General features: G+C 65.6%; 18 protein-coding genes. 7 read left to right on the plus strand and 11 right to left on the minus strand.

The window, feature by feature from the left end; all coding sequences use genetic code 11:
- Positions 1 to 31 precede the first annotated feature (31 nt).
- The 3 genes from J7E80_RS13180 to J7E80_RS13190 all read right to left on the minus strand — a co-directional run bounded on the left by J7E80_RS13180 (position 32) and on the right by J7E80_RS13190 (position 3,695).
- Entirely contained in the window at positions 32 to 1,717 is a 1,686-nt protein-coding gene (locus tag J7E80_RS13180; protein ID WP_215052243.1) for an alkaline phosphatase D family protein, read from the minus strand.
- A gap of 279 nt (positions 1,718 to 1,996) precedes the next feature.
- Positions 1,997 to 3,238, minus strand: a complete 1,242-nt coding sequence (locus tag J7E80_RS13185) for an RNA polymerase sigma factor (RefSeq protein ID WP_311380828.1) — start codon at positions 3,236 to 3,238, stop codon at positions 1,997 to 1,999.
- 28 nt (positions 3,239 to 3,266) lie between these two features.
- Positions 3,267 to 3,695 carry a YciI family protein gene (locus J7E80_RS13190; protein ID WP_215052246.1) on the minus strand — a complete coding sequence of 143 codons (429 nt, stop codon included), beginning with the start codon at positions 3,693 to 3,695 and terminating at the stop codon, positions 3,267 to 3,269.
- Positions 3,696 to 3,959: 264 nt separating this feature from the next.
- Between J7E80_RS13190 and J7E80_RS13195 the strand changes: the two genes are divergently transcribed.
- Together J7E80_RS13195 and J7E80_RS13200 are read left to right on the plus strand one after the other, a co-directional pair.
- Positions 3,960 to 4,574, plus strand: a complete 615-nt coding sequence (locus tag J7E80_RS13195; protein WP_215052248.1) for a DUF6919 domain-containing protein — start codon at positions 3,960 to 3,962, stop codon at positions 4,572 to 4,574.
- A gap of 165 nt (positions 4,575 to 4,739) precedes the next feature.
- Complete coding sequence (locus J7E80_RS13200; protein ID WP_215052249.1) at positions 4,740 to 5,903, plus strand: ABC transporter substrate-binding protein; 1,164 nt, start codon at positions 4,740 to 4,742, stop codon at positions 5,901 to 5,903.
- 186 nt (positions 5,904 to 6,089) lie between these two features.
- On the opposite strand, the gene J7E80_RS13205 is transcribed toward J7E80_RS13200, so the two are convergent.
- Together J7E80_RS13205 and J7E80_RS13210 are read right to left on the minus strand one after the other, a co-directional pair.
- The gene (locus J7E80_RS13205; RefSeq protein WP_215052251.1) at positions 6,090 to 6,527 is read right to left on the minus strand and encodes a hypothetical protein; all 438 of its coding nucleotides are present in this window, start codon (positions 6,525 to 6,527) and stop codon (positions 6,090 to 6,092) included.
- 210 nt (positions 6,528 to 6,737) lie between these two features.
- The gene (locus J7E80_RS13210; RefSeq protein WP_215052253.1) at positions 6,738 to 7,454 is read right to left on the minus strand and encodes a GntR family transcriptional regulator; all 717 of its coding nucleotides are present in this window, start codon (positions 7,452 to 7,454) and stop codon (positions 6,738 to 6,740) included.
- 124 nt (positions 7,455 to 7,578) lie between these two features.
- Between J7E80_RS13210 and J7E80_RS13215 the strand changes: the two genes are divergently transcribed.
- The 4 genes from J7E80_RS13215 to nagA are packed head-to-tail and all read left to right on the plus strand — an operon-like array spanning position 7,579 to position 12,246.
- Positions 7,579 to 8,985, plus strand: coding sequence for a sugar porter family MFS transporter (locus J7E80_RS13215; RefSeq protein ID WP_251036839.1), 1,407 nt, complete (start codon positions 7,579 to 7,581; stop codon positions 8,983 to 8,985).
- Positions 8,985 to 9,992, plus strand: a complete 1,008-nt coding sequence (locus tag J7E80_RS13220; RefSeq protein ID WP_251036840.1) for an N-acetylglucosamine kinase — start codon at positions 8,985 to 8,987, stop codon at positions 9,990 to 9,992. The genes J7E80_RS13215 and J7E80_RS13220 overlap by 1 nt, the downstream gene beginning before the upstream one ends.
- A 44-nt stretch (positions 9,993 to 10,036) precedes the next feature.
- Positions 10,037 to 11,113, plus strand: coding sequence for an SIS domain-containing protein (locus J7E80_RS13225; RefSeq protein WP_215052255.1), 1,077 nt, complete (start codon positions 10,037 to 10,039; stop codon positions 11,111 to 11,113).
- Positions 11,110 to 12,246, plus strand: coding sequence for an N-acetylglucosamine-6-phosphate deacetylase (gene nagA, locus J7E80_RS13230; protein WP_215052257.1), 1,137 nt, complete (start codon positions 11,110 to 11,112; stop codon positions 12,244 to 12,246). The genes J7E80_RS13225 and nagA overlap by 4 nt, the downstream gene beginning before the upstream one ends.
- Before the next feature lie 158 nt (positions 12,247 to 12,404).
- On the opposite strand, the gene J7E80_RS13235 is transcribed toward nagA, so the two are convergent.
- Positions 12,405 to 13,328, minus strand: a complete 924-nt coding sequence (locus tag J7E80_RS13235) for a LysR family transcriptional regulator (RefSeq protein ID WP_215052259.1) — start codon at positions 13,326 to 13,328, stop codon at positions 12,405 to 12,407.
- Positions 13,329 to 13,539: 211 nt separating this feature from the next.
- Here J7E80_RS13235 and J7E80_RS13240 point away from each other — a divergent pair, with 211 nt between their 5' ends.
- On the plus strand, positions 13,540 to 13,875 hold the full coding sequence (locus J7E80_RS13240; RefSeq protein ID WP_215052261.1) for a YgjV family protein: 336 nt from the start codon (positions 13,540 to 13,542) through the stop codon (positions 13,873 to 13,875).
- Positions 13,876 to 14,181: 306 nt separating this feature from the next.
- On the opposite strand, the gene J7E80_RS13245 is transcribed toward J7E80_RS13240, so the two are convergent.
- The 5 genes from J7E80_RS13245 to uidA all read right to left on the minus strand — a co-directional run bounded on the left by J7E80_RS13245 (position 14,182) and on the right by uidA (position 19,839).
- On the minus strand, positions 14,182 to 14,436 hold the full coding sequence (locus J7E80_RS13245; protein ID WP_251036841.1) for a hypothetical protein: 255 nt from the start codon (positions 14,434 to 14,436) through the stop codon (positions 14,182 to 14,184).
- Between the two features lie 239 nt (positions 14,437 to 14,675).
- Positions 14,676 to 15,263, minus strand: a complete 588-nt coding sequence (locus J7E80_RS13250; RefSeq protein WP_215052262.1) for a gluconokinase — start codon at positions 15,261 to 15,263, stop codon at positions 14,676 to 14,678.
- A complete protein-coding gene (gene manD / locus J7E80_RS13255) occupies positions 15,253 to 16,482 on the minus strand; it encodes a D-mannonate dehydratase ManD (protein WP_215052264.1) in 1,230 nt (409 codons plus the stop codon). The genes J7E80_RS13250 and manD overlap by 11 nt, the downstream gene beginning before the upstream one ends.
- A gap of 32 nt (positions 16,483 to 16,514) precedes the next feature.
- Positions 16,515 to 17,954 carry a glucuronide transporter gene (gene uidB, locus J7E80_RS13260; protein WP_251036842.1) on the minus strand — a complete coding sequence of 480 codons (1,440 nt, stop codon included), beginning with the start codon at positions 17,952 to 17,954 and terminating at the stop codon, positions 16,515 to 16,517.
- A 61-nt stretch (positions 17,955 to 18,015) separates the two neighbouring features.
- A complete protein-coding gene (gene uidA, locus J7E80_RS13265) occupies positions 18,016 to 19,839 on the minus strand; it encodes a beta-glucuronidase (protein ID WP_215052266.1) in 1,824 nt (607 codons plus the stop codon).
- Positions 19,840 to 19,971: the final 132 nt, after the last annotated feature.

Below are 19,971 nucleotides of genomic sequence, written 5' to 3' on the forward strand. Positions count from 1 at the left end.
ATCCCAGGCCCCGGTAAATTCCAGGCCCGGTTCAAAGCTGTTCGCGGGCGGTCTCCTCTGATCTCCGGGGGGCCACGGTGAAGGAGGCGACCCGTTCCAGCCCGGGGTGCAGATGATCGCCGCCGTTCACCACGCCTGTCTGCCACCATAGTTTCAGCCCTTCCGGTGACACCTCGAGGAAGGCCAGATTGTTGTCGAACCATGGCCCCTTGAGTGAGGACCAGCGGAACGGGGGGTTCGGGACCTTCGCCGAGCGCGCCACCCAGGCCCCTACCGGCGTGGCCAGGCCGTAGGACGTGATGGCCGTGAACGACCTCATGAGCCGGGGCAGCGGGTTGCGGATTGGGGAGCAGACTGCCTGCACGATCCGGCTGCCCGAGGCACGTTCCACCTCGGAAACGTAGGAGAAGTGGACGTCGCCCGCGAGGAAGGTCACAGTTTCCGGCGCCGGGCCGCGTTTACCGTCGGCAACCTCGGCCGCGATGGCCGCAACGTCCTGGAAGCTGTCCTGGAAGGCGCCCCAATGTTCAAGGTCCAGCGCCTGCCGCAGCTTCTCGCCGGCCCGGGCGGCAAGTTTTCCCCACGCACCTTCGGAAATGGCCTCATCCCAGGCTTCGACGTGGTGCAGGCCCATCGGCAGCCGGAAAGGCAACGACATGGCCACCAGCAGGTGGCGGAAACCGCCACGCATCTTGCCGTCGAGCCAGGCCATTTCCGCCTCATCCAGCAAGGCGCGCTCTTCCGGCACCAGGTTCCGGGCAGCCCGGGAGTCCACCACCATCAGCCGGGTGTCACCGAAGTCCCGGCAGAAACTCCACCGGTACGATTCCGGCTTCTGGTCGGCCCGGTCCGCGAGACTGTCGAGCTCCGCGCTCAGGTCGGGTTCGGCCTCGCCGCCGTGCCGGGCAACCTGTTGCCAGACGGGATCCCCGGCCCGCTCCTGCGGTGACAGGTTCCCCAGATGCTGGTAGACCCAGTACGAGGCCAGCCCCGCGACAATCCGCTCATGCCACCAGGGCATGGCTTCCATTTTCTTCTTCCAGCTCAGCGAGGCGTTCCAGTCGTCGCGGATGTCGTGGTCATCGAAGATCATGGCGCTGGGCAGGGTGGACAGCAGCCACCTGTTTGCCGGGTCGGACCAGGCCAGGTAGTAGAGGTGAGCGTATTCCTCGTAATCCTTGAGCTCCTCGCCCGGCGGTGCATTGATGTCCCGGCGGGCGCGGATGAACTGCTGCATCTGTTCGCTGGTCGAGTCGGCATACACCTGGTCCCCGAGGAACGCCACCAGATCCGGCCATGGCGTGTCACCTCCGGAGGCCATCCGCAGTGCATACGCCCTCAGCGAGTCGACGCCGTGGGTCCGGTTGCCGGACTCATCGTGCGGGACGCTGGTGCGGCATGAACCGTACGCCATCCGCAGCGGCTTTCCGGGCTTCAGCGCCGCGATCATTGACGCCGGGAACCCGGACCCTCGATCGGGCCAGACCCGGATTCCGTTGACGTCGAGGGTGTAGGGCGTGACCGTTCCTGGCTCCAGTCCGTCGACCTCCACGAGCGCATAATGGTGGCCGTGCACTGCGAAGGTGCTGGCCTCCCAGTCCCTGCCGCCGGCACGAACCGAGACCCGGGCAGCATTCCGGGTCTCCACCCAGATACTCGCCGAGGTCTCATCCACGTACCGCATCATCGGGCCGAGCACCAACGGTGAGGTCGTCATGATTCAGTTGTACCTGCTCCGCCCCGGTGCGGCCATTGGCCGGCGGAAGGACAGTAATGGAGGGTCTGCTGCCTTCACTCCGGACAGCAAACTGGGCGGAACGAGCGGCGGATCTGAAACGCCGAAAGCTGGCTCCAGGCGTGCTGAGACCGTGGAGCCAGCCTTTTCCGGCGAGTGTCCCCAGAGATGAAGACTGTTCAAGCCTTCCCCCCAACAAGGATTGAGGAACACTGCCGAGACACAGGCTATGCGCATGTGGCCAAGCAATCAACGGTTGCTTCAGATATTCGCAGCTCTTGCTTCCAGAAGCGCCCGCGTGCGCTGGTTCTTGGCCAGCGCAGCTGCAGCAGTGAACTCCGCGCGGGCTTCTTCCAGGCGGCCGAGCCGGACCAGCAGCTCGCCGCGGACGCTGGGAAGCAAATGGGCTCCGCGGAGGGAGCCGCCGGTGACGAGACGGTCCACGATAACCAGCGCGGCGGCCGGCCCCGTGGCCATGGATACGGCCACGGCCCGGTTGAGTTCCACAACCGGGCCGGGAGCGATCCGGCCGAGCGCCTCGTAGAGCAGCACGATGCGCTGCCAGTCCGTCTCCCCGACGCTTGGCGCCGTGGCGTGGCATTCCGCTATTGCCGCCTGCAGGGCGTAGTTGCCCCGCCCCCGGCCCAACGCATCGCTCCGCGCGAGGGCTGCACTGCCCCGCCCGATCTGGGCACGGTCCCACCGGGTGCGGTCCTGCTCCGCCAGCAGGATGGGAGTGCCATCAGGCCGGGTGCGGGCGGCGAAGCGCGAAGCCTGGAACTCCATGAGGGCCACCAGTGCGTGGACCTCGGGCTCGCGCGGGACGAGCCCCGCGAGGACACGCCCGATCCTGAGTGCCTCGCGGGCGAGGTCCGGACGGATCCACCGCTCCCCCGACGTCGCCGCGTATCCCTCCGTGAACATGAGGTACACGACTCCCAGGACGCCGCCGAGCCGTTCCTTCCACTCGTTCGGCTCGGGGACTTCGAACGGCACCTTGGCGGCCGCAAGGGTCTTCTTGGCACGGACGATCCGCTGCTGCACTGTGGCGACGGGAACAAGGAAAAGGCGCCCGAGCTCCTCCGTAGTCAGGCCGCTGACCACCCGCAGCGTCAGGGCCACCTGCGCCTCCCGCGAGAGCACCGGGTGGCACGCGGTGAACACGAGCCGGAGCACGTCGTCGTCCACCGGCTCCCACGCCACACCGTCGTCCTCCTCCAGCCCGTGCGCGATGGCGCGGTAGCGTTCGTCGAGCCCCTCGGCCCGCCGCCACGCGTCAATCGCCTTGCGTTTGGCTACCGCGGTGAGCCAGGCGGCCGGATTCCGCGGAACTCCGGACACCGGCCACTGCTCCAGGGCGTCGGCCAACGCCTCCTGGGCCAGGTCCTCGGCGAGCCCGATGTCCCGCGTGACCCGGGCCAGAACCGCGATGATCCGGGAGCCTTCGATCCGCCACAGCGCTTCGATCCGCCGCCGCACCGCGGATCCTGCTCCCCCGCTCACCGCGGACTCCGCCCCTCCGGCCTGCGGATCAGGACTGGCCCAACTGCTCGCGCCACCCCGTCTCTTTCCGGATGTATTCGTTGTCGGCGAAGTCCGCGAAGTCCTCAGCTTCATGCACGCGCCGGACCTCAAGCTTCGAGCCCGGGCCGAGCGGGCACCGGCGTGCCCATTCGGCGGCCTCCTCCTTCGACCCGACCTGGACGATCCAGAACCCGTTGAACAGCTCGTGGGTCTCGCCGTAAGGCCCGTCCGTGATGATCGGCGGTTCCTCCGAGAAGTCGACAACGAAGGCATTGTCCTCGGAGACGTCAGCGAGGCCCTCCCCGGCCAGCATGACCCCTGCCTTGATGAGCGACTCGTTGTAGGCCCCCATTTTGTTGAGGATCTCCTCGAACGGGATCTTCTTTGACGCTTCAAGGGCTTCTTCGGTTGAACGCATGATGAACATGTACTTCATGGTCTGTCTCCTTGCCTGGACGAGGACGCCGTGTGCGTCCTTCTACTATTCCGTCGAACAGGGCGAACGGGAATCGACAGAGCCCAGGAAAATTTTTTTGTGAAAATCCCATCGACTGCTGAGTAACTGCCGTTCTGGGGCGCCATAAGGGCCGCTACGGAGCAATCGATGCAGGCAAGACGGGGAGTAACGCCGGTTCACCCTGCGTTCGGAGGCGTCACATCCCCTGTCCGGCAGACGGCTGCCACGTCTAGGCTCGAACATATGAACAATCACTTCACGGACGAACGGGACAGCTACGGCCGGCTCCTGGTGGACAGGGAAGTATGGCGGCAAGCCACCACCCTTGCCGCCGCCGGCGAGCTGACGGCACGGTGGCTGGAAGGCAAGAGCGAGTACCAGGCAGGAACCCTTGCGCCTGGCTTTGACGACGAGACCCTGCCCATCGCCGGGCAACTCGCGGAGATCAACCGCAGCGGGTTCTTCACGAAGGAATCCCAGCCGGGACTCGCGGCGGATGCCCGCCATGCCCAGCGAGAGTACGTGACGGGCTTCTGCTCCCCCGAGTCGGCGCGGCGGCTCCTGCAGCTTTCAACGCAGACGGAGTTCGTTGCGATCGCCCATGCCCCGGGAGAGATGAGCCGCGCGTCCATTCCCGTGACGCTCGACGGCGACGAGGTGGTCACCGTCCTGGGGACCAGCGAGAGCCCCATCGAATCCGAACAAATCCGGGACTGGGCGGAGGAAAGCAACGAAACGCTGGCCCTCGTCCTTGCGGACTCCTGGTACCTCGAGCTGCTCGACCCGGTGTGGGGACGGAACCACCACCTCCTGCCTGCCATCCTGGACGCCCTGAGGTCGGCGCCCGACGCTTTTTGACGCTGTGCGACTCCCGGCGAACGTCCGCGACGTTCGGTGAACGTCCGCGACCTTCGGTGAACGTCCACGACTTCCGGTGAACGTGCGCGACGGCGGGCGTTGTGGCGGCCTTGGGGGCCTACGTAACCTCGGTCCAACAAGCCCGAACACCACCGAAGGAACACGATGTCGACCTCAGATGACAACGCCGGAACAACCCGCATTGCGGCCGGTGAGACCCGCAACCCGAAACGTCCCCGCCAGCTCAAAATCGGCATCGCCGTGGGCCTGGTAGCCCTCCTCGGCGCCGGCGCTGCCGCGGCGGCCACCGCGGCCCGCAGCACGGGCACGGCACCCACGAGCGCCGCCGTCGCCACCAGTCCCGCTGCGGAACTGAAGCTGGGCTATTTCGGCAACATCACGCACGCCCCGGCCCTGATTGGGGTTAACGAGGGCTTTATCAAGAACAATCTCGGCAGCACCAAGCTCTCCACGCAGGTGTTTAACGCGGGCCCGGCAGCCATCGAGGCGCTGAACGCCGGCGCCATCGACGCCACGTACATCGGCCCGAACCCGGCGATCAACTCCTTCGTCAAGAGCAAGGGCGAGTCCATCAGCATCATCGCCGGCGCAGCGTCCGGCGGGGCCCAGCTGGTGGTGAAACCGGAGATCAAGACCGCAGCCGACCTGAAGGGCAAGACCCTGGCTTCGCCGCAGCTGGGCGGCACGCAGGATGTGGCGCTCCGCGCCTGGCTCGGCAAGCAGGGTTACAAGACAAATCCCGACGGCGGCGGAGACGTCGCGATCAACCCCACCGAGAATGCCCAGACGCTGAAGCTGTTCCAGAGCGGAAAGCTCGACGGCGCGTGGCTGCCGGAGCCATGGGCCTCCCGCCTGGTGCTCCAGGCCGGGGCCAAGGTCCTGGTGGACGAGAAAGACCTCTGGGACGGTTCCCTGACCGGCAAGCCCGGCGAGTTCCCCACCACCATCCTGATCGTGAACAAGAAGTTCGCCGCCGAGCACCCGGAGACCGTGGAGGGACTGCTGAAGGGCCACGTGCAAGCCGTGAAGTGGCTCAATGACGCTCCGGCTGCGGAAAAAACCACCAAGGTGAACGCGGCCCTGAAGGAAACGGCGGGCAAGGCGCTGCAGCAGAACGTCATCGACCGGTCGCTGCAGAACATCGTGTTCACTGTGGACCCGCTGGCCGGTGCCTTCAAGAAGCTGCTGCAGGACGGTGTGGACGCCGGAACCACCAAGCAGGCCGACCTCAACGGCATCTTCGACCTCACCGCCCTGAACAGGGTGACCGGGCAGAAGACGTCCGCAGCCGGGCTCGGAAAGGACTGACCGGCCCAAGCCGCGGCCCAAGCCCTGACCGCGGCCCAAACAGAAGATCCGGCGGGACTGTTCCCGCCGGATCTTCTGCTGTTTCCCGACCCTGCTGTTCCCCAACCCTGCTGTTCCCCCAACTCTGCAGGATTTCCGCTGGCGAGATCTCTGCAGGTCCGGAGCTTCCACCGGTTCAGCTTCCGGTTAGAGCGCTCCCTGGAAGTGATCGATGGCGTAAGACGCCTCGTGGGCTTTGAGCAGATACTGGAAGATCACTCCCCCGGGCGCCTCTTGGCTGCCGGTAAATTCCGCCGCCGCCCACTGCCCTCCGGCCACTGCACCTGCCCAGGCATGGGCCTCTTCCCAATAGACCCCTGCCGCCGCACGGTCTGAATCACCGCCATCCAAACCACCGCGATCCGAGCCAAGGAGCATAGCCACAGAGATCCCGATGGCGGCGGTTCCGGACGGGGCATGCCAGTGGGCAACCCCCACGATGTCCACGGTCACGCCTGGCGTGGCCAAGGAGGGACGGGACGCCATGACTGTTGCCGCCCCGTCGAAACCGCCAGTGCCGATGTCCTGCCAGGCCAAGGCAGACACCCGGTCACGGAACACGCTCAGTTCGGCGCCACACTGCATCCGGATCCTGTGAGCCAAGGCCGTGATCATCGTTCCCCCGTTCTGCTGATGCTTGTGCACCAAACCAACCACCCGGACCGGTGGTCCACAATGGCCGAGGACACGCACAGACTCACGACGCAATACGGCTTAACGCCCCGCAGTACGGCGTAAAGATTCGGCGCGTAGAAGGGCCGGGAGTGTCAAGCGCGGCGGCAGTCCGCCGAAGTCCTACATGCGCATTCTGGCCACGAAGCGGAACCTGTCGCCCCTGAACACTGACCGCGTCCACTCCACAGGCACAGCTTCCGCATCGATTCCGAGCCGGTGCACCAGCAGCATCGGGGCTCCCATTTCGACATCCAGGAGCCGGACTTCATCGGGGCCTGCCAGCTTTGTCTCCACTGTGTCCTCCACTTCACTGATGCGTATTCCGTAGTCCTCGTTGAGGGCCGAATACAGCGATCCGCGGATCTCCACGTTGTGTGCAAGGTCCGGCAGCGAACCGGCCAGGAAGGCTGTCTCGTGGGCCAGCGGTTCCCCGTTGACCAGCCTGATCCGCTCGACCCGGTGGACCTCTGTCCCGGCATCCACCCCAAGCCGTCTCGCCGTCGCGGGGTCTGCGGGCACCAGACTGATGTCCAGAATCCTCGCAGACGCCGTCAGCCCCTGACTCGCCGCGTCGTCCGAGAACGAGGTGAGCTGGCGGACATGCGTCACCTTCGGCGGAGCGACAAATGTGCCCCTGCCCTGCGTCCTGTCCAGGCGCCCCTCGGCCACCAGCTCCCCTATTGCCTGTCGGACGGTGGTGCGCGACGTTCCGTATTGTTCAGCCAGCGCCCGCTCCGTCGGAATCAGGGTGCCGGGGGCAGCATCTTCGATGAGCGCGAGGATCTGCTCCTTCAGCACGTAGTACTTGGGCAGCGCGGCGGCAGCGGGGGTCTCCATGCTGCGATATTACCTATTGACAGAAAAATTGGTCTACGCCAAAATGGAGGAAATTGGTTTATACCAATTGTGCAAGCGCTAGGACGCGCGCCCCACCCCATCCATCCAGGCAGACAAGGACCCAATGATGTCGTTCCTGCAAGACCTTCGCCATACGCCCCGTCTGGGCCTCCTGGTCGGCGGCGCCGCCGCCACCATCGGGATTATTTACGGCTACGATCTTTCCAATATCGCTGGCGCCCTGCTCTTTATCACCAAGGAGTTCCAGCTCTCCACCAGCCAGCAGGAACTGGTGACCACCGCCGTCGTCGTCGGTGAAGTCCTCGGCGCCGTGCTGGGCGGTTGGCTGGCGAATCTCCTCGGCCGCAAGGCCTGCATGGTGGGAGTCGCCGGCGCATATGCTGCCTTCGCCGCCCTGAGTGCCGTGGCCCTGGACGTCCCCATGCTGCTCATCGCCAGGCTGCTGCTGGGCCTGACCATCGGCATTTCCGTGGTGGTGGTGCCGGTGTTCGTGGCGGAATCGGCACCGCCGAAAGTCAGGGGCGCGCTGCTCGTCGCCTACCAGGTGGCCACCGTCATCGGCATCATCGGCGGATACCTCGCCGCCTACGCGCTGTCCGCCACCGAGAACTGGCGCCTGATGCTGGGGCTGGCGGCCATCCCCGCCGTGGTGGTCCTCGCCGTTACGCTCCGGCTCCCCGACACCGCCCGCTGGTACATGATGCGCGGACGCACGGAAGACGCCCGCCGCACCCTCTCCTCCATCGAACCGGACGCCGACGTGGACGCCGAGCTGGCCGACATGCAGCGGGCCATCAGCGAAGAACGCGGCGGTGGCCTGCGGGAAATGCTGCGCTCCCCGTACCTGAAGGCGACAGTGTTCGTGGTCGGGCTGGGCTTCTTCATCCAGATCACCGGCATCAACGCCGTGGTCTACTACAGCCCGCGGATCTTCGAAGCGATGGGCTTCACCGGCAACGCCGCACTGCTCCTGTTCCCTGCCCTGGTCCAGGCCGCCGCCCTGGTTGCCGTCTTCGTGTCGCTGTCGCTTGTGGACCGGCTGGGACGGCGTCCCATCCTGCTCGGCGGCATCGGCATGATGATTGTCGCCAACATCATCCTTGTCGCCGTCTTCATGGTGGGCCGCGACTTTGGCGGTGCCCTGACCGTCATCGGGTTCCTGGGCGTGCTGCTGTTCACGGTCGGCTTCACCTTCGGCTTCGGCGCGCTGGTCTGGGTCTACGCCGGCGAATCGTTCCCGGCCCGCCTGCGTTCCCTCGGCGCCAGCGCCATGCTGACCTCCGACCTCGTGGCCAACGTCATCGTCGCCGCGTTCTTCCTGACCATGCTGCAGCGGCTCGGTGGAGCGGGCACCTTCGCGGTGTTCGGTGTACTCGCCGTCGCCGGGTTCATCTTCGTGCACCGCCTCGCCCCGGAAACCAAGGGCCGGAACCTCGAAGAGATCCGCCACTACTGGGAAAACGGCGCCCGCTGGCCCGAACAGACCGGCAGCGCGCCGGCGGCCAAATAATGCCGCTGGTTCTGGGCCTCGACATCGGCGGGTCCAAAACCCACGCCATCCTGGCCCGCAACGCTGTCAACCACAAGGCCGACGACGGCGCGCAGCGGGTTTCCGAGGTCAGCGTCGGCAGCGCGAACATCACCTCAGTCGGAGAGCCTGCGGCGTCCGCGGCACTGGACGAACTCGCCATCCGGCTCGGTGTCGGCACCCGGGAAAGCCACGGAATCCACACGGTCTGCGCCGGCGCTGCCGGCGCAGACACCGCCGGGAGCCGGGAACGGCTCGCCGCCCTGCTCTCCCGGAGATTCCCGGGAGCCCGGATCCAGGTGGTCCACGACACGCGCATCATCCTCGCAGCGGCAGGCCTGGATGCCGGCACCGTCCTGATCTCCGGGACCGGCTCCGCGGCCTGGGCCCGCAACGTGGAAGGCAGCGAGGCCAGGGCAGGCGGCTGGGGCTTCCTGCTGGGCGATGAAGGGAGCGGCTACGCCATCACCCGCAGCGCTGTCCGCAACGCCCTCGCCGAACACGACCGCGGCCAGCCCGCAGGGCCATTGTCGGCGAGCATTCTGGAAGAGACCGGCGCCGCCGAACCCCCGGCGCTGCTGGACCTCTTCTACCGCAACCCCGAACGCCGATATTGGGCCAGTCTTGCCGGCGCAGTGTTCGCGGACGCCGCCCTGGGGGATGGCTCCAGCACGGCCATCGTCGAGGACGCCGCGGAGCAGCTGGCCTCACTGGCCGTCACTGTGAACCAGCGGCTGGGCACGGTAGGCGGCACCGCTGCTACTGGCACCGCTGCTTTGCCCGTCCTGATGGCCGGCGGGATGCTGGTCAACCAGCCGGCCCTGGCCGGCCGCGTCAGAAAGCTTCTGGAACGGCGCGGCCTTACGGACATCAGAGTGCTGGACTGCGCCCCGGCATGGGGCGCAGTCCAGCTGGCCCTGGAACTGGCCAGCCCCAGGGCGCACCACGCGGCCCGCCAGCCGAAGAATCCCGTCCACGCCCCGGCCTAAGAACCACCACACTTCAGCGACCCGCCCGATCACGAGGAGATCCTATGACCCCGCAGAACACCACAATGCCCGCAGCCGGTTCCGCCCTCCAGGCACCCGGGGCCTTGATGGCCGCCGAAATCCTCGAGCAGCCCGAGGCCCTCGCCCGGCAGCTCGACCTCGGCCATGCCGACATTCAGCGCCTGGCCGCCACCCTTCGCACGTCAGAAATCCGTTACGTCCTGCTGGCGGCCCGGGGCACGAGCGACCACGCTGCCCTGTACGCGAAGTACCTCATCGAGACTGTTCTGGGGCTGCCCGCCGGACTCGCATCGCCGTCGAGCCTCACCGTATACGGCGCCGAACCGAAGATGGAAGGCGTCCTCTGGCTGGCGGTCAGCCAATCGGGCGGATCCCCGGACCTGGTGGACTCCACCGCCGCCGCGGCGCGGGGCGGCGCCGTCACCGTGGCCGTGACCAACGCGCCGTCGTCGCCGCTGGCAACTGCAGCGCAGTACCACGTGGACATCCTGGCGGGGCCGGAGCGTGCCGTGGCCGCCACCAAGAGTTACACGTCGCAGCTGCTGGCGCTCTGGCTGCTGATTGATGCCTGGGCCGGCGGGGACGGCGCCGCGGCGTCGGTCCTGCCCGGCCATGCCGCCGATGTCCTGGCCAGACCGGAGATACTGGAGGTGGCAGACCGGTACCGGTTTGTGAACCACATCATCACCACGGGGCGCGGTTTCTCCTACCCCACGGCACGGGAGGCGGCGTTGAAGCTGATGGAAACGTCCTATCTGGCCGCCCATGCGTTCTCCGGAGCCGATCTCCTGCACGGACCGTTCGCCATGATTGACGAGGACCGCCCGGTCATCGCCATCGCTTCGCCGGGTGCCGGCGGCCGGGCGCTATCCCCGGTGCTGGAGCGGCTGGCGGAGCGCGGGGCGGACGTATGCCTTGTCGGCGACCCTGCCGCGGCCCGGCCGGCGAACCATGTAGTGCCGCTGCCGCCGGTCCACGAGCAGCTCTCCCCGCTCCTCGAAATCCTTCCCCTGCAGCGACTGGCCCACGCCATGGCCGCGGCCCGGCACCGCGACCCCGACGCGCCCCGGGGCCTGCGCAAAATCACGGAAACCTGGTGAGTACGACGCTCATTTCCGCCGCCCGCGTGATCACGCCCGGCACTGTCCTGGAGCCGGGCTGGGTGGAGATCCGGTCCGGCCAGGTCAGCGCGGTGGAAGCGGGGCCCCCTCCCCGGGAGCCTGACGTCAGCTTTCCGGAGGGGACCCTGGCGCCGGGTTTTATCGACGCCCACATTCACGGCGGCGGTGGTTTCAGCTTCAATGATCCGGATCCCGCTGCGGCCGCCGTCGGGATCGCCGCGGTGCACCTCGAGCACGGCACCACCACGCTGATGGCAAGTCTCGTGACTGCGCCCTTGGCGGAGCTTGAGACCGCCGTTGCCGCCCTGGCGGGTCTGGTGGAGGACGGCGTGCTTGCCGGGATCCATCTGGAGGGCCCCTGGCTCAGCCCCTCCCACCGCGGAGCACATACCAAGGAGCTGCTGCGGCTGCCCGACCCGGCCAGCATCGACAGGCTGATGCTGGCAGGCCGGGGCGCGGTACGGATGGTGACTTTGGCGCCAGAACTTGACGGAGGCCTCGCGGCCATCCGGCAGATCACCGGCCATGGCGCTGTCGCCGCCATTGGCCACACCGGCGCCGGCTATGACCTTGCCCGCGAGGCGATCGCCGCCGGTGCCACGGTGGGCACCCATGTGTTCAACGCCATGCGGCCCCTGCACCACCGCGAACCCGGCCCGGCCCTGGCTCTGCTGGAAGACCCGACCGTTTTTGCCGAGGTCATTGCCGACGGCGTGCACCTGCATCCCTCACTCGTCCGCTTCATCACGGGAAGCCCCGCCAGGGCCGTTTTCGTGACCGATGCAATGGCGGCGGCGTGCGCCTCGGAAGGGACGTACAGGCTGGGAGGGCTGGAGGTCCAGGTGGCCAACGGCGAGGCCCGTCTTGCCAGCAACGGAGCGATCGCCGGCAGTGTCCTGACGCTGGACGCAGCCGTGCGGCACGCGGTAAACCACGCGGGCATCCCCCTCGCTGACGCGGTCCGCTCGGCAAGCCAGAATCCCGCGGACATGCTGGGGCTGGCCGACGTCGGCCGTCTGGAGCCCGGCAAGCGCGCGGATGTAGTGGTGCTCGATGCAGGCCTGGAGGTGGTGGCGACGATGAAATCCGGGAAATGGCGCCGGCAGACCTGATGACGGCCTCACGGCCAGCTGAAACCCTGGCCAGAACGCTTCCGGTCGGTCGTCGGATCGTAGATTGCGGCGATCCGTGTTCCTTGTCGAACCCAAGGATCGACAGAGACTGGAGCCGTGTAGGCGAGACGATGACAAAGGTTTGAAGGTGAGGCCGGTCAGGATGTCGACCGCGTGTCGAATGCCGCAGCCGATTCCCGCAGCAGGCGTGCAACAGTGTCTATCGGCATGCTGGGTGACCGCCGCTGGTCGAACCGCCACAGAACGATGCGTCGCGTACCCAGGCCGGGGACATCCAGGACGTCAACCCCGTCCTGAACGACGCCGGTCAAGGCCAAGGTCGGCACGATGGCGATACCCTCACCCGCAGCGACGAGCGCGAGAGCGGTCAGTGTGTCCTGGTACTGGTGCACAGTTTCAATGCGGGCACCCGTTGATTCACGAAGTCGACCCAAAACCGAAGCGTTGGCGGCTGAGGACTCAACGCCGAGCCACGGAAGCGGCAGACGGGCAAGGTCGACGTTCTCGGTGCTGAGCAGGGCGCCCGGCGGAACCACCAGCTTCCATGGCTCGTCCAGTAGTGGCTCCTCGGTCATGCCCGCGGAAAGCAAACGTTGCCCGGCCGTCGTTGAGTCAAGCTCGACCACGACGGCGTCGAGCTGGCGCTGACGGAGGAGCCGCATCAGGGCAGGAAAGTCGTCCTCGACGATCCGGATCTGCAATTGCGGGTACTGGCTGCGCCACTCGGGCAGGCGCGGGATCACCACCGTCCGGATAAAGCTGGTGAATCCGCCAACCCGCACTGCCCCTGCGACCCTGGCCCCGCCTTCCATGCGGGCGCGCGCGACGTTGAGTGCTCGTTCGATCTCCTCGCCCGCTTCTGCTACCGCGAGACCGGCAGGCGTCAACACTGAGCCTCTGGGCGTCCGCACCACCAATGCGTGCCCTGTCTCGTCCTCCAGTTTGCTGAGCTGCTGGGATACGGCAGACGGCGTGATCCCCAGCTCGTCAGCCGCGGCGAGCACCCCGCCCGTGCGGGCAACAGCAAGAAGCACGCGCAGCCGTCGTGGGTCGATGTCCATATTTACTATTTCTAAACCACCTCTTCAGTCGAATGCAATTGATCTAAAGGTGCGTGGTCCTCATAATTGCTGTTGAGACTGGTTGAGCAGAGGCTGGTCCAGCGATGCCTCATCCACTCGGCAATGGCCGCTTCCAAAACACACGTTTATAGCCCTCCATCTACACTCCGCCCGGCGGATGGCAGTCGGGCGTCACCTATGAAAGGACATCATGGAACTGCTGTGGGAAATCTCCGGTTGGGCAGGTGCGGTTGCGATACTGAGTGCGTACCTTGCTGTCTCCATGGGTTGGTTGAAGGCCGGCCGGGGCTTCCAGATCGCGAATCTCCTCGGTGCCTGTGCCTTCATCGTCAATGGCGCATTCCATGAGGCATGGCCGTCCGTGGTCACGAATATCGCATGGTTCCTCATTTCCGCGGTCGCGCTTCTTCGCATGCGCTCCGCGCAGGAGCCTCCGGTGGACGCTGTTGAGGCCCCGCAGGTCCAATTTCCTGGCGTCCCTGAAACCGGGCAGTTGGCCATTATTGAAGCGCCCCGGGCAGCCTAGCTTTACATAAATCGATCCAGGCTGCGTGGCCGCTCCATTTCTCGTCCCGGCTTCGGCCTGATGCTACACCCGCCCTGACAGCAGCCGCCGCAGGAAATGCGTCCCCCGAGCGGCAGCGAGTGATGAGGGACTGAAGTTTCACCGCTTTCACGAGTTTCACGTACTTTCACCCGAAGGTCCCCTTACCCTCAGCTTGACGAAACATCGGTTATCGGCGGCTTGAAGCACGGGAGTAGAAGTGGGCTGCCGCTGTCGGCATCTACCGTTCGGCCGGCTGCATCGGAACCAGGTGGCGCCGTGAGGGTCTTAGTGGTGGCTTGCCTGGTCGCGTTCGTGGATGGTTCCGTATGGGACGTCGGCTGTCAGTGACACGGAAAACCGGCAAAAGTCGTGTCGGGTTACGACAACGCCCAGCGTGCGGTCCATCGATGCTTGGAATTGGGCAGTGGCTAGGGCCCTGTCGAGTTCAAAGTCGCGTTCTTCAGCTGTGGCGACGACAAAATCTGCGATGAGCACATCCGTCGGCATGGTCCGGGGCCTTCTAGTTAACTGAGTAGTCATTCTGTTTTCTCCTTGCTCATGTAGCAGTTGGGAGTTGAAGAGGGAAAGGCCCAGCCCCTGGGTTCAGGCTGGGACCTCCCCGAACTTGGCGGATTGGGGACGGGTTATATAGCCTGCCACCTGCCCCGAATGCCGGGCTTTCGGGTGGTGCCTCGATCCGGGCGCCTATTTTGGGCCTTTTTGACGCATTGATAACCGGTCACCTGTAGCAGGTCACCTGAAGTTCAACTCAACTCGACCTACGCAACGGCATCGTCGTCGAGATTGAACGGCGCGGCGTCGTTGTTCTTTGCGGAGCGGCCGGCAAGGTTGGGCAGTGTCGCGACAGCGTCATCCACGATCTGGGCCACCGGCGTCGCGATGTCCACGACCACGCCGGCCTCATCGACCTGCAGCTCTTCGAGGGTTTCCAGCTGCGAGTCCAGCAGCGAAAGGGGCATGAAGTGTCCTGGCCGTGCCGCCATCCGGCTGGCCAGCAGTTCCCGCGTTCCGTGCAGGTGCACGAACACCACGGACGGATCGCCGCTGCGGATGATGTCCCGGTATGCGCGTTTGAGTGCGTTGCAGGCGATCACCAAGCCGGAGTCAGATGCTGAGAACCGTCGGCCTATTTCGGCCAGCCACGGTGCCCGGTCTCCGTCGTTCAAGGGAGTGCCAGAGGCCATCTTGTCGATATTGGACTGCGGGTGGAGCGAATCGCCGTCGACGAATTCAGCTCCGATGCGTTCGGCGATGGTCGCGCCCACTGTGCTCTTGCCGCAGCTGGTCACGCCCATCACCACGATGTGGCGATGGGCGGGAGCAGCTGGCTTCAGGTCACCAGTCATGGACGGTGCCGTCGACGAGGCGGTTGTAGGGCAGGTAGGCCTGCTGGTACGGGTACGCTGCGGCTGCTTCTTCGTTGAATTCAACGCCGATGCCGGGCTTGTCTCCCGGGTGCAGGTACCCGTCGGTGAAGGTCATCGACTGCTCGAAGACCTCGTTGGTCGCCGCGGAGTGCTGCATGTATTCCTGGATGCCGTAGTTGTGGATGGCCAGGCCCACGTGCAGCTGCGCGGCGAACCCTACCGGTGAAATGTCGGTGGGGCCGTGGAAGCCGGACTTGATCTGGTACTGCGCGGCGAAGTCCATGACCTTTTTCAGCGGGGAGATCCCGCCGAAGTGGGTGGACGCAGCCCGCACGTAGTCGATGAGCTGTTCCTTGATGATCGTCTGGTAGTCGTAGACGGTGTTGAAGATTTCCCCGATGGCCAGCGGCGTGGTGGTGTGCGAACGCACCAGGCGCAGCGCCTCCTGGTTTTCGGCCGGGGTGCAGTCTTCCAGCCAGAACAGGTCATAGGGCTCCAGCGCCTTGCCCAGCTTCGCGGCCTGGATCGGCGTCATGCGGTGGTGCCCGTCGTGCAGCAATGGGATTTCGGGACCGAACTCGTTGCGGACGGCTTCGAACACGGTGGGCAGGTGGCGCAGGTAGGCCCGGGTGTCCCAGTCCTCCTCCATCGGGAACGCGCCGCGGCCCGCGGGCTCGTAGTCGTAGCGCTCCCCCGAGGCCTGCGCCTGAGCTGCGACGCCGTACACGGCCTTGATCCCGGGGACGGCGGCCTGGATGCGGATGGACTTGTAGCCCAGCTCCAGGTGTTCCCGGACGGAGTCGAACAGCGAGGGGATGTCGGAGCCGGACGCGTGGCCGTAGGCGCGTAGGCCGTTGCGGGACGCGCCGCCCAGCAGTTGGTAGACGGGCATTCCGGCCATTTTGCCCTTGATGTCCCACAGGGCCATGTCCACTGCGGCGATCGCGGCCATGGTCACCGGGCCGCGGCGCCAGTACGAGGACCGGTAGAGGAACTGCCAGGTGTCCTCAATGCGGTGCGGGTCCTTGCCGATCAGCAGCTGGGCGACGTGCTCCTTCAGGTACGCCGCCACTGCGAGCTCGCGCCCGTTAAGGGTGGCGTCACCGATGCCGGTGACGCCGTCCTCGGTGGTGATCCGGAGGGTCACGAAGTTACGGGAGGGGCTTGTCACGAAGACTTCCGCGGCAATGATTTTCACAACAGGTCCTTTCGGATGGACTGGTTTAGGGGTCAGTTGGTGGGCGCCGCGTGCGGCTTCGTGGCCGTGTTTGTTTCGGTGCCGTCTGTGTCGTCGTTGGAGGGCTCGACGGCGGCGTCGGCCTTTTTGGGGGCATCGCCGCTTTCGCGGCGGGCCCTGATCTCTGTGAGGATCTCGGCGTGCTTGGCATCGGTCAGTGTGTACTTGGTCATGACCAATACCGCGAAGATTGTCAGTACGGCAGGTAGTGCACCCGCTGCGATCTGAATGCCGAACACGGCGTCCGGGGTCTGGGCGACGCCGCCGGACTTGTAACCGCCCAGTGCGAGCGCGTATGCGGCGAGGGCGCCGCCCACGGCCTGACCGGTCTTGCGGGTGAAGGAGAACAGGGCGTAGGTGATGCCTTCGGTGCGGACGCCGGTCTTCCATTCGCCGTATTCCACGGTGTCTGCTTCGAGGGCCCACACCACGATGCTCATCGCGAGCACGCCGACGAGGCTGAGCACGAGGCCGGCAAAGCCGATCATGGTCTGGCTTGCCGGCGTGAAGAAGATAACCACACCACCGGCGACAGTGATTAGGGAGGAGTAGATGTAGACGTGCTTCTTGCCGATGTTGCGGACCAGCTTGGGCATGAACGCGGCCAGGACGAAGGTCAGGACAAGCTGGATGATGGACAGCACCGGGTACAAGTCCAGGCGGCCGAGGACGTCGCGCAGGTAGTACAGCTGCACGGAGGTCAGTGCCAGGTAGCCGGAGAGGAAGAGGAAGGAGCTGATGCAGAGCATCAGGAGGGGCTTGTTGCCCTTGAGGGTTTCCATGCTCTGCTTGAGGGAAACGTTCGGTACTGCGCGGTGGACGCGTTCCTTGGCGGTAAGGACGGTGAAGAAGTACAGGACGGTGCCGATGCCGACGAACACCAGGGTGATGGTGGTGAAGGTTGCCTGCAGGTCAGCGCCAGGCTTGATGAGGGGTGCCACGAAGATGCCGAGGGCCGAGCCTACCAGCAGCGCGCCGACCATCCTGGCGGAGCCGAGCTTGGCCCGGTCCCCGGGGTCCTGGGTCATGGCGCCGGCCAGCGAGCCGTAGGGGATGTTGACCAGGCTGTAGGCCAGGCCAAGGGCGGCATAGGTGACGAAGGCGTAGAGCAGGGTGCCGGACTCGCCCAGCTGCGGGACGGAGAAGGTTGCAACGCTCAGGAGCAGCAGCGGGATGGAGCCGAACATGATGAACGGACGGAACTTCCCGAAGCGCTTGCTGTAGGTCCGGTCCACCAGGCGGCCGGCGAAGACGTCGGCGAACGCGTCGAAGATCCTGACGACGAGCAGGAGGGTGCCTGCCGCTGCGGCGGAAATGCCGGCGACGTCCGTGTAGTACACCAGCAGGAACATGGTGGCGGTGGTGAAGGCGAGGTTGTTGCCGGCGTCTCCGGCGCCGTAGCCGATGATGCTGAGCTTGCTGAGCTTTTTCATGAGGTGTGGGCTCCTTTACCCAAGCGTCTGCCCAGGGGGCAGCCAGAAATAATGAAAAGTGCTAGGGGTTGGTGATCGTCTTGTCGCTGCCATTTTTGAGGCCGGCCAGGGCGGTCCAGCGCTGGCGGAGGGCGAAGGCTGCGGGCTTGGGCCGGCGGTCGCGGGTGAAGACGCCCTTCTTGTTGCCGTCCACGCGCATGATGCCGTTGGACGTTTGGAAATCTGCGAAGTTCCAGACCTGCTCGCCCACCATGGCGTCCACGCGGTCAAAGACCCGGTGGTACATGGCAAGAAAGGCGGCCTGGTATTCCTCGCTCCAGGGCTGTTCGTAGATGGAGTGGAAGCCGGGCATGGTGTCGGGCCCGTACTCGGTCATGATCATGGGTTTGCCGTATTTGGCTTCCCATTCCCGCAGTTCCTTCTCCAGAACCTGCTCCGATGTTTCCAGGTCCCCGTTGTTCAGGTACCAGCCGTAGTAGCGGTTGAGCATGATGACGTCGAACAGGTCACCGAGCAGTTCCTTGTCCGGAGTGTCGAACATGACGTTGACGTAGCCCACGGGGCGGGTGGGGTCCAGCTGCCGGGTGAGTTCGGCCAGCGGCTGGAAGTATTCCCGGGCGCCTTGCTCTGAGCCGTTGGGCTCATTGGCGATGGACCAGATCACCACCGAGGGGTGGTTCTTGTCGCGGGCGACGAGTTCCCTGATTGCCTGGCGGTGGTTGGCTGCGGTGTTGGCGTCCACTCCGCCCTCGACGTACGTCGGCTTGGCGATACCGCCGAACACTGCGCCGAAGCCCAGGTGCAGCCCGACGGCGGCCGTTTCGTCGATCACCACGATGCCGTGCCGGTCGGCAAACTCCATGACCTCTTCGGCGTAGGGGTAGTGCGAGGTGCGGAAGGAGTTGGCGCCCACCCAGTCCAGGAGCTGGAAGTCGTTGACCATCTGGGCGTTGCTGTGGCCCTTGCCGATGGCCACGTGGTCCTCGTGCATGCCGAAGCCGGTGAAGTAGAACGGTTCGCCGTTGATGAGGAATTCCTTGCCACGGACCTCGACTGTCCGGACTCCCACCGGGAGGGTGTAGCTGTCCAGCAGCCGGCCGGCGTCGTGGATCTCGGCGGTGAGGCTGTACAGGTGGGCGGCACCAGGCTTCCAGAGCACGACGCCGTCAATCGCCAGTTTGCCCTCGGCGCCTTCTGCTGTGGCGACCTCGCTGCCGTCCGCATCCCGAAGCGTGACCCTGACAACCTCGTTTCCGGTGCCGCCGGCGGTGGCGACCGTGTAATCCACGCTGCCCGTGCTGCCTTCAAAGCCGGTCACCACCGTGATGTCGTCCACGGTGACGGCAGGGGTGCTGTAAAGCCAGATGCTGCGGTGCAGGCCGGCGTAGTTGTAGAAATCGTGGAGGTAGCTCTGCTGGCGGCGTCCGTCCTCGGTGACGGTGATGCTGCCCGGCGGAATGGTGGCCTGGGTGAGCTCGTTGTTCACGGAGATCGTCAGCCGGAAGGTTTGGCCAGCGGTTACATACTCGCTGATGTCTGCGGCGAACGGCATGTACCCGCCGGTGTGCTCGGCGACCAGCACGTCGTTGACCCAGACCATGCCCTCATGGGTGGCGGAGTCGAGCCGGAGGTGGATCCGTTCGCCTGCCCAGCCGCGGGGTACGCGCACCTCGCGCTGGTACCAGACGTAGCCCACGTGGTCACGGATGGCCTTGTCCGGGAAGACGTCGTTGTAGCTGGCAGGGACGCCCATTTCGAGGTCAGTCTCCAACGGCGTCTTGAACCATTCCTGGCGGTGGCCGGCGCGGTCGAAGTCCACCTTGAAGCGGTAGATGCCGTCGAAGTTGATGAGCTCTCGGGTTTCGTTTGCCTGGGGCTTAAGCATTTGCGGGGTCCTATCGCGTCTTTGCGGACTGAGCCGGCGGAGAAGATGTCGGGGGGCCTGGCGGCGCCTGGTTTTGCTCTTGTTGTAATCCTAGTCACTTGGCAATCAAATGGCAAGCGGTTGCCAAATATT

It is taken from the genome of Arthrobacter sp. ISL-28, assembly GCF_018613875.1.
Classification (GTDB): Bacteria; Actinomycetota; Actinomycetes; order Actinomycetales; family Micrococcaceae; genus Arthrobacter.

Bases quoted from the DNA above. Each gene is read 5' to 3' on its own strand.
- J7E80_RS13180 (WP_215052243.1), bottom strand. From the start codon at position 1,717: ATGACGACCTCACCGTTGGTGCTCGGCCCGATGATGCGGTACGTGGAT.
- J7E80_RS13190 (WP_215052246.1), bottom strand. From the start codon at position 3,695: ATGAAGTACATGTTCATCATGCGTTCAACCGAAGAAGCCCTTGAAGCG.
- J7E80_RS13195 (WP_215052248.1), top strand. From the start codon at position 3,960: ATGAACAATCACTTCACGGACGAACGGGACAGCTACGGCCGGCTCCTG.
- J7E80_RS13200 (WP_215052249.1), top strand. From the start codon at position 4,740: ATGTCGACCTCAGATGACAACGCCGGAACAACCCGCATTGCGGCCGGT.
- J7E80_RS13205 (WP_215052251.1), bottom strand. From the start codon at position 6,527: ATGCAGTGTGGCGCCGAACTGAGCGTGTTCCGTGACCGGGTGTCTGCC.
- J7E80_RS13210 (WP_215052253.1), bottom strand. From the start codon at position 7,454: ATGGAGACCCCCGCTGCCGCCGCGCTGCCCAAGTACTACGTGCTGAAG.
- J7E80_RS13215 (WP_251036839.1), top strand. From the start codon at position 7,579: ATGATGTCGTTCCTGCAAGACCTTCGCCATACGCCCCGTCTGGGCCTC.
- J7E80_RS13220 (WP_251036840.1), top strand. From the start codon at position 8,985: ATGCCGCTGGTTCTGGGCCTCGACATCGGCGGGTCCAAAACCCACGCC.
- J7E80_RS13225 (WP_215052255.1), top strand. From the start codon at position 10,037: ATGACCCCGCAGAACACCACAATGCCCGCAGCCGGTTCCGCCCTCCAG.
- J7E80_RS13235 (WP_215052259.1), bottom strand. From the start codon at position 13,328: ATGGACATCGACCCACGACGGCTGCGCGTGCTTCTTGCTGTTGCCCGC.
- J7E80_RS13240 (WP_215052261.1), top strand. From the start codon at position 13,540: ATGGAACTGCTGTGGGAAATCTCCGGTTGGGCAGGTGCGGTTGCGATA.
- J7E80_RS13245 (WP_251036841.1), bottom strand. From the start codon at position 14,436: ATGACTACTCAGTTAACTAGAAGGCCCCGGACCATGCCGACGGATGTG.
- J7E80_RS13250 (WP_215052262.1), bottom strand. From the start codon at position 15,263: ATGACTGGTGACCTGAAGCCAGCTGCTCCCGCCCATCGCCACATCGTG.
- uidB (WP_251036842.1), bottom strand. From the start codon at position 17,954: ATGAAAAAGCTCAGCAAGCTCAGCATCATCGGCTACGGCGCCGGAGAC.
- uidA (WP_215052266.1), bottom strand. From the start codon at position 19,839: ATGCTTAAGCCCCAGGCAAACGAAACCCGAGAGCTCATCAACTTCGAC.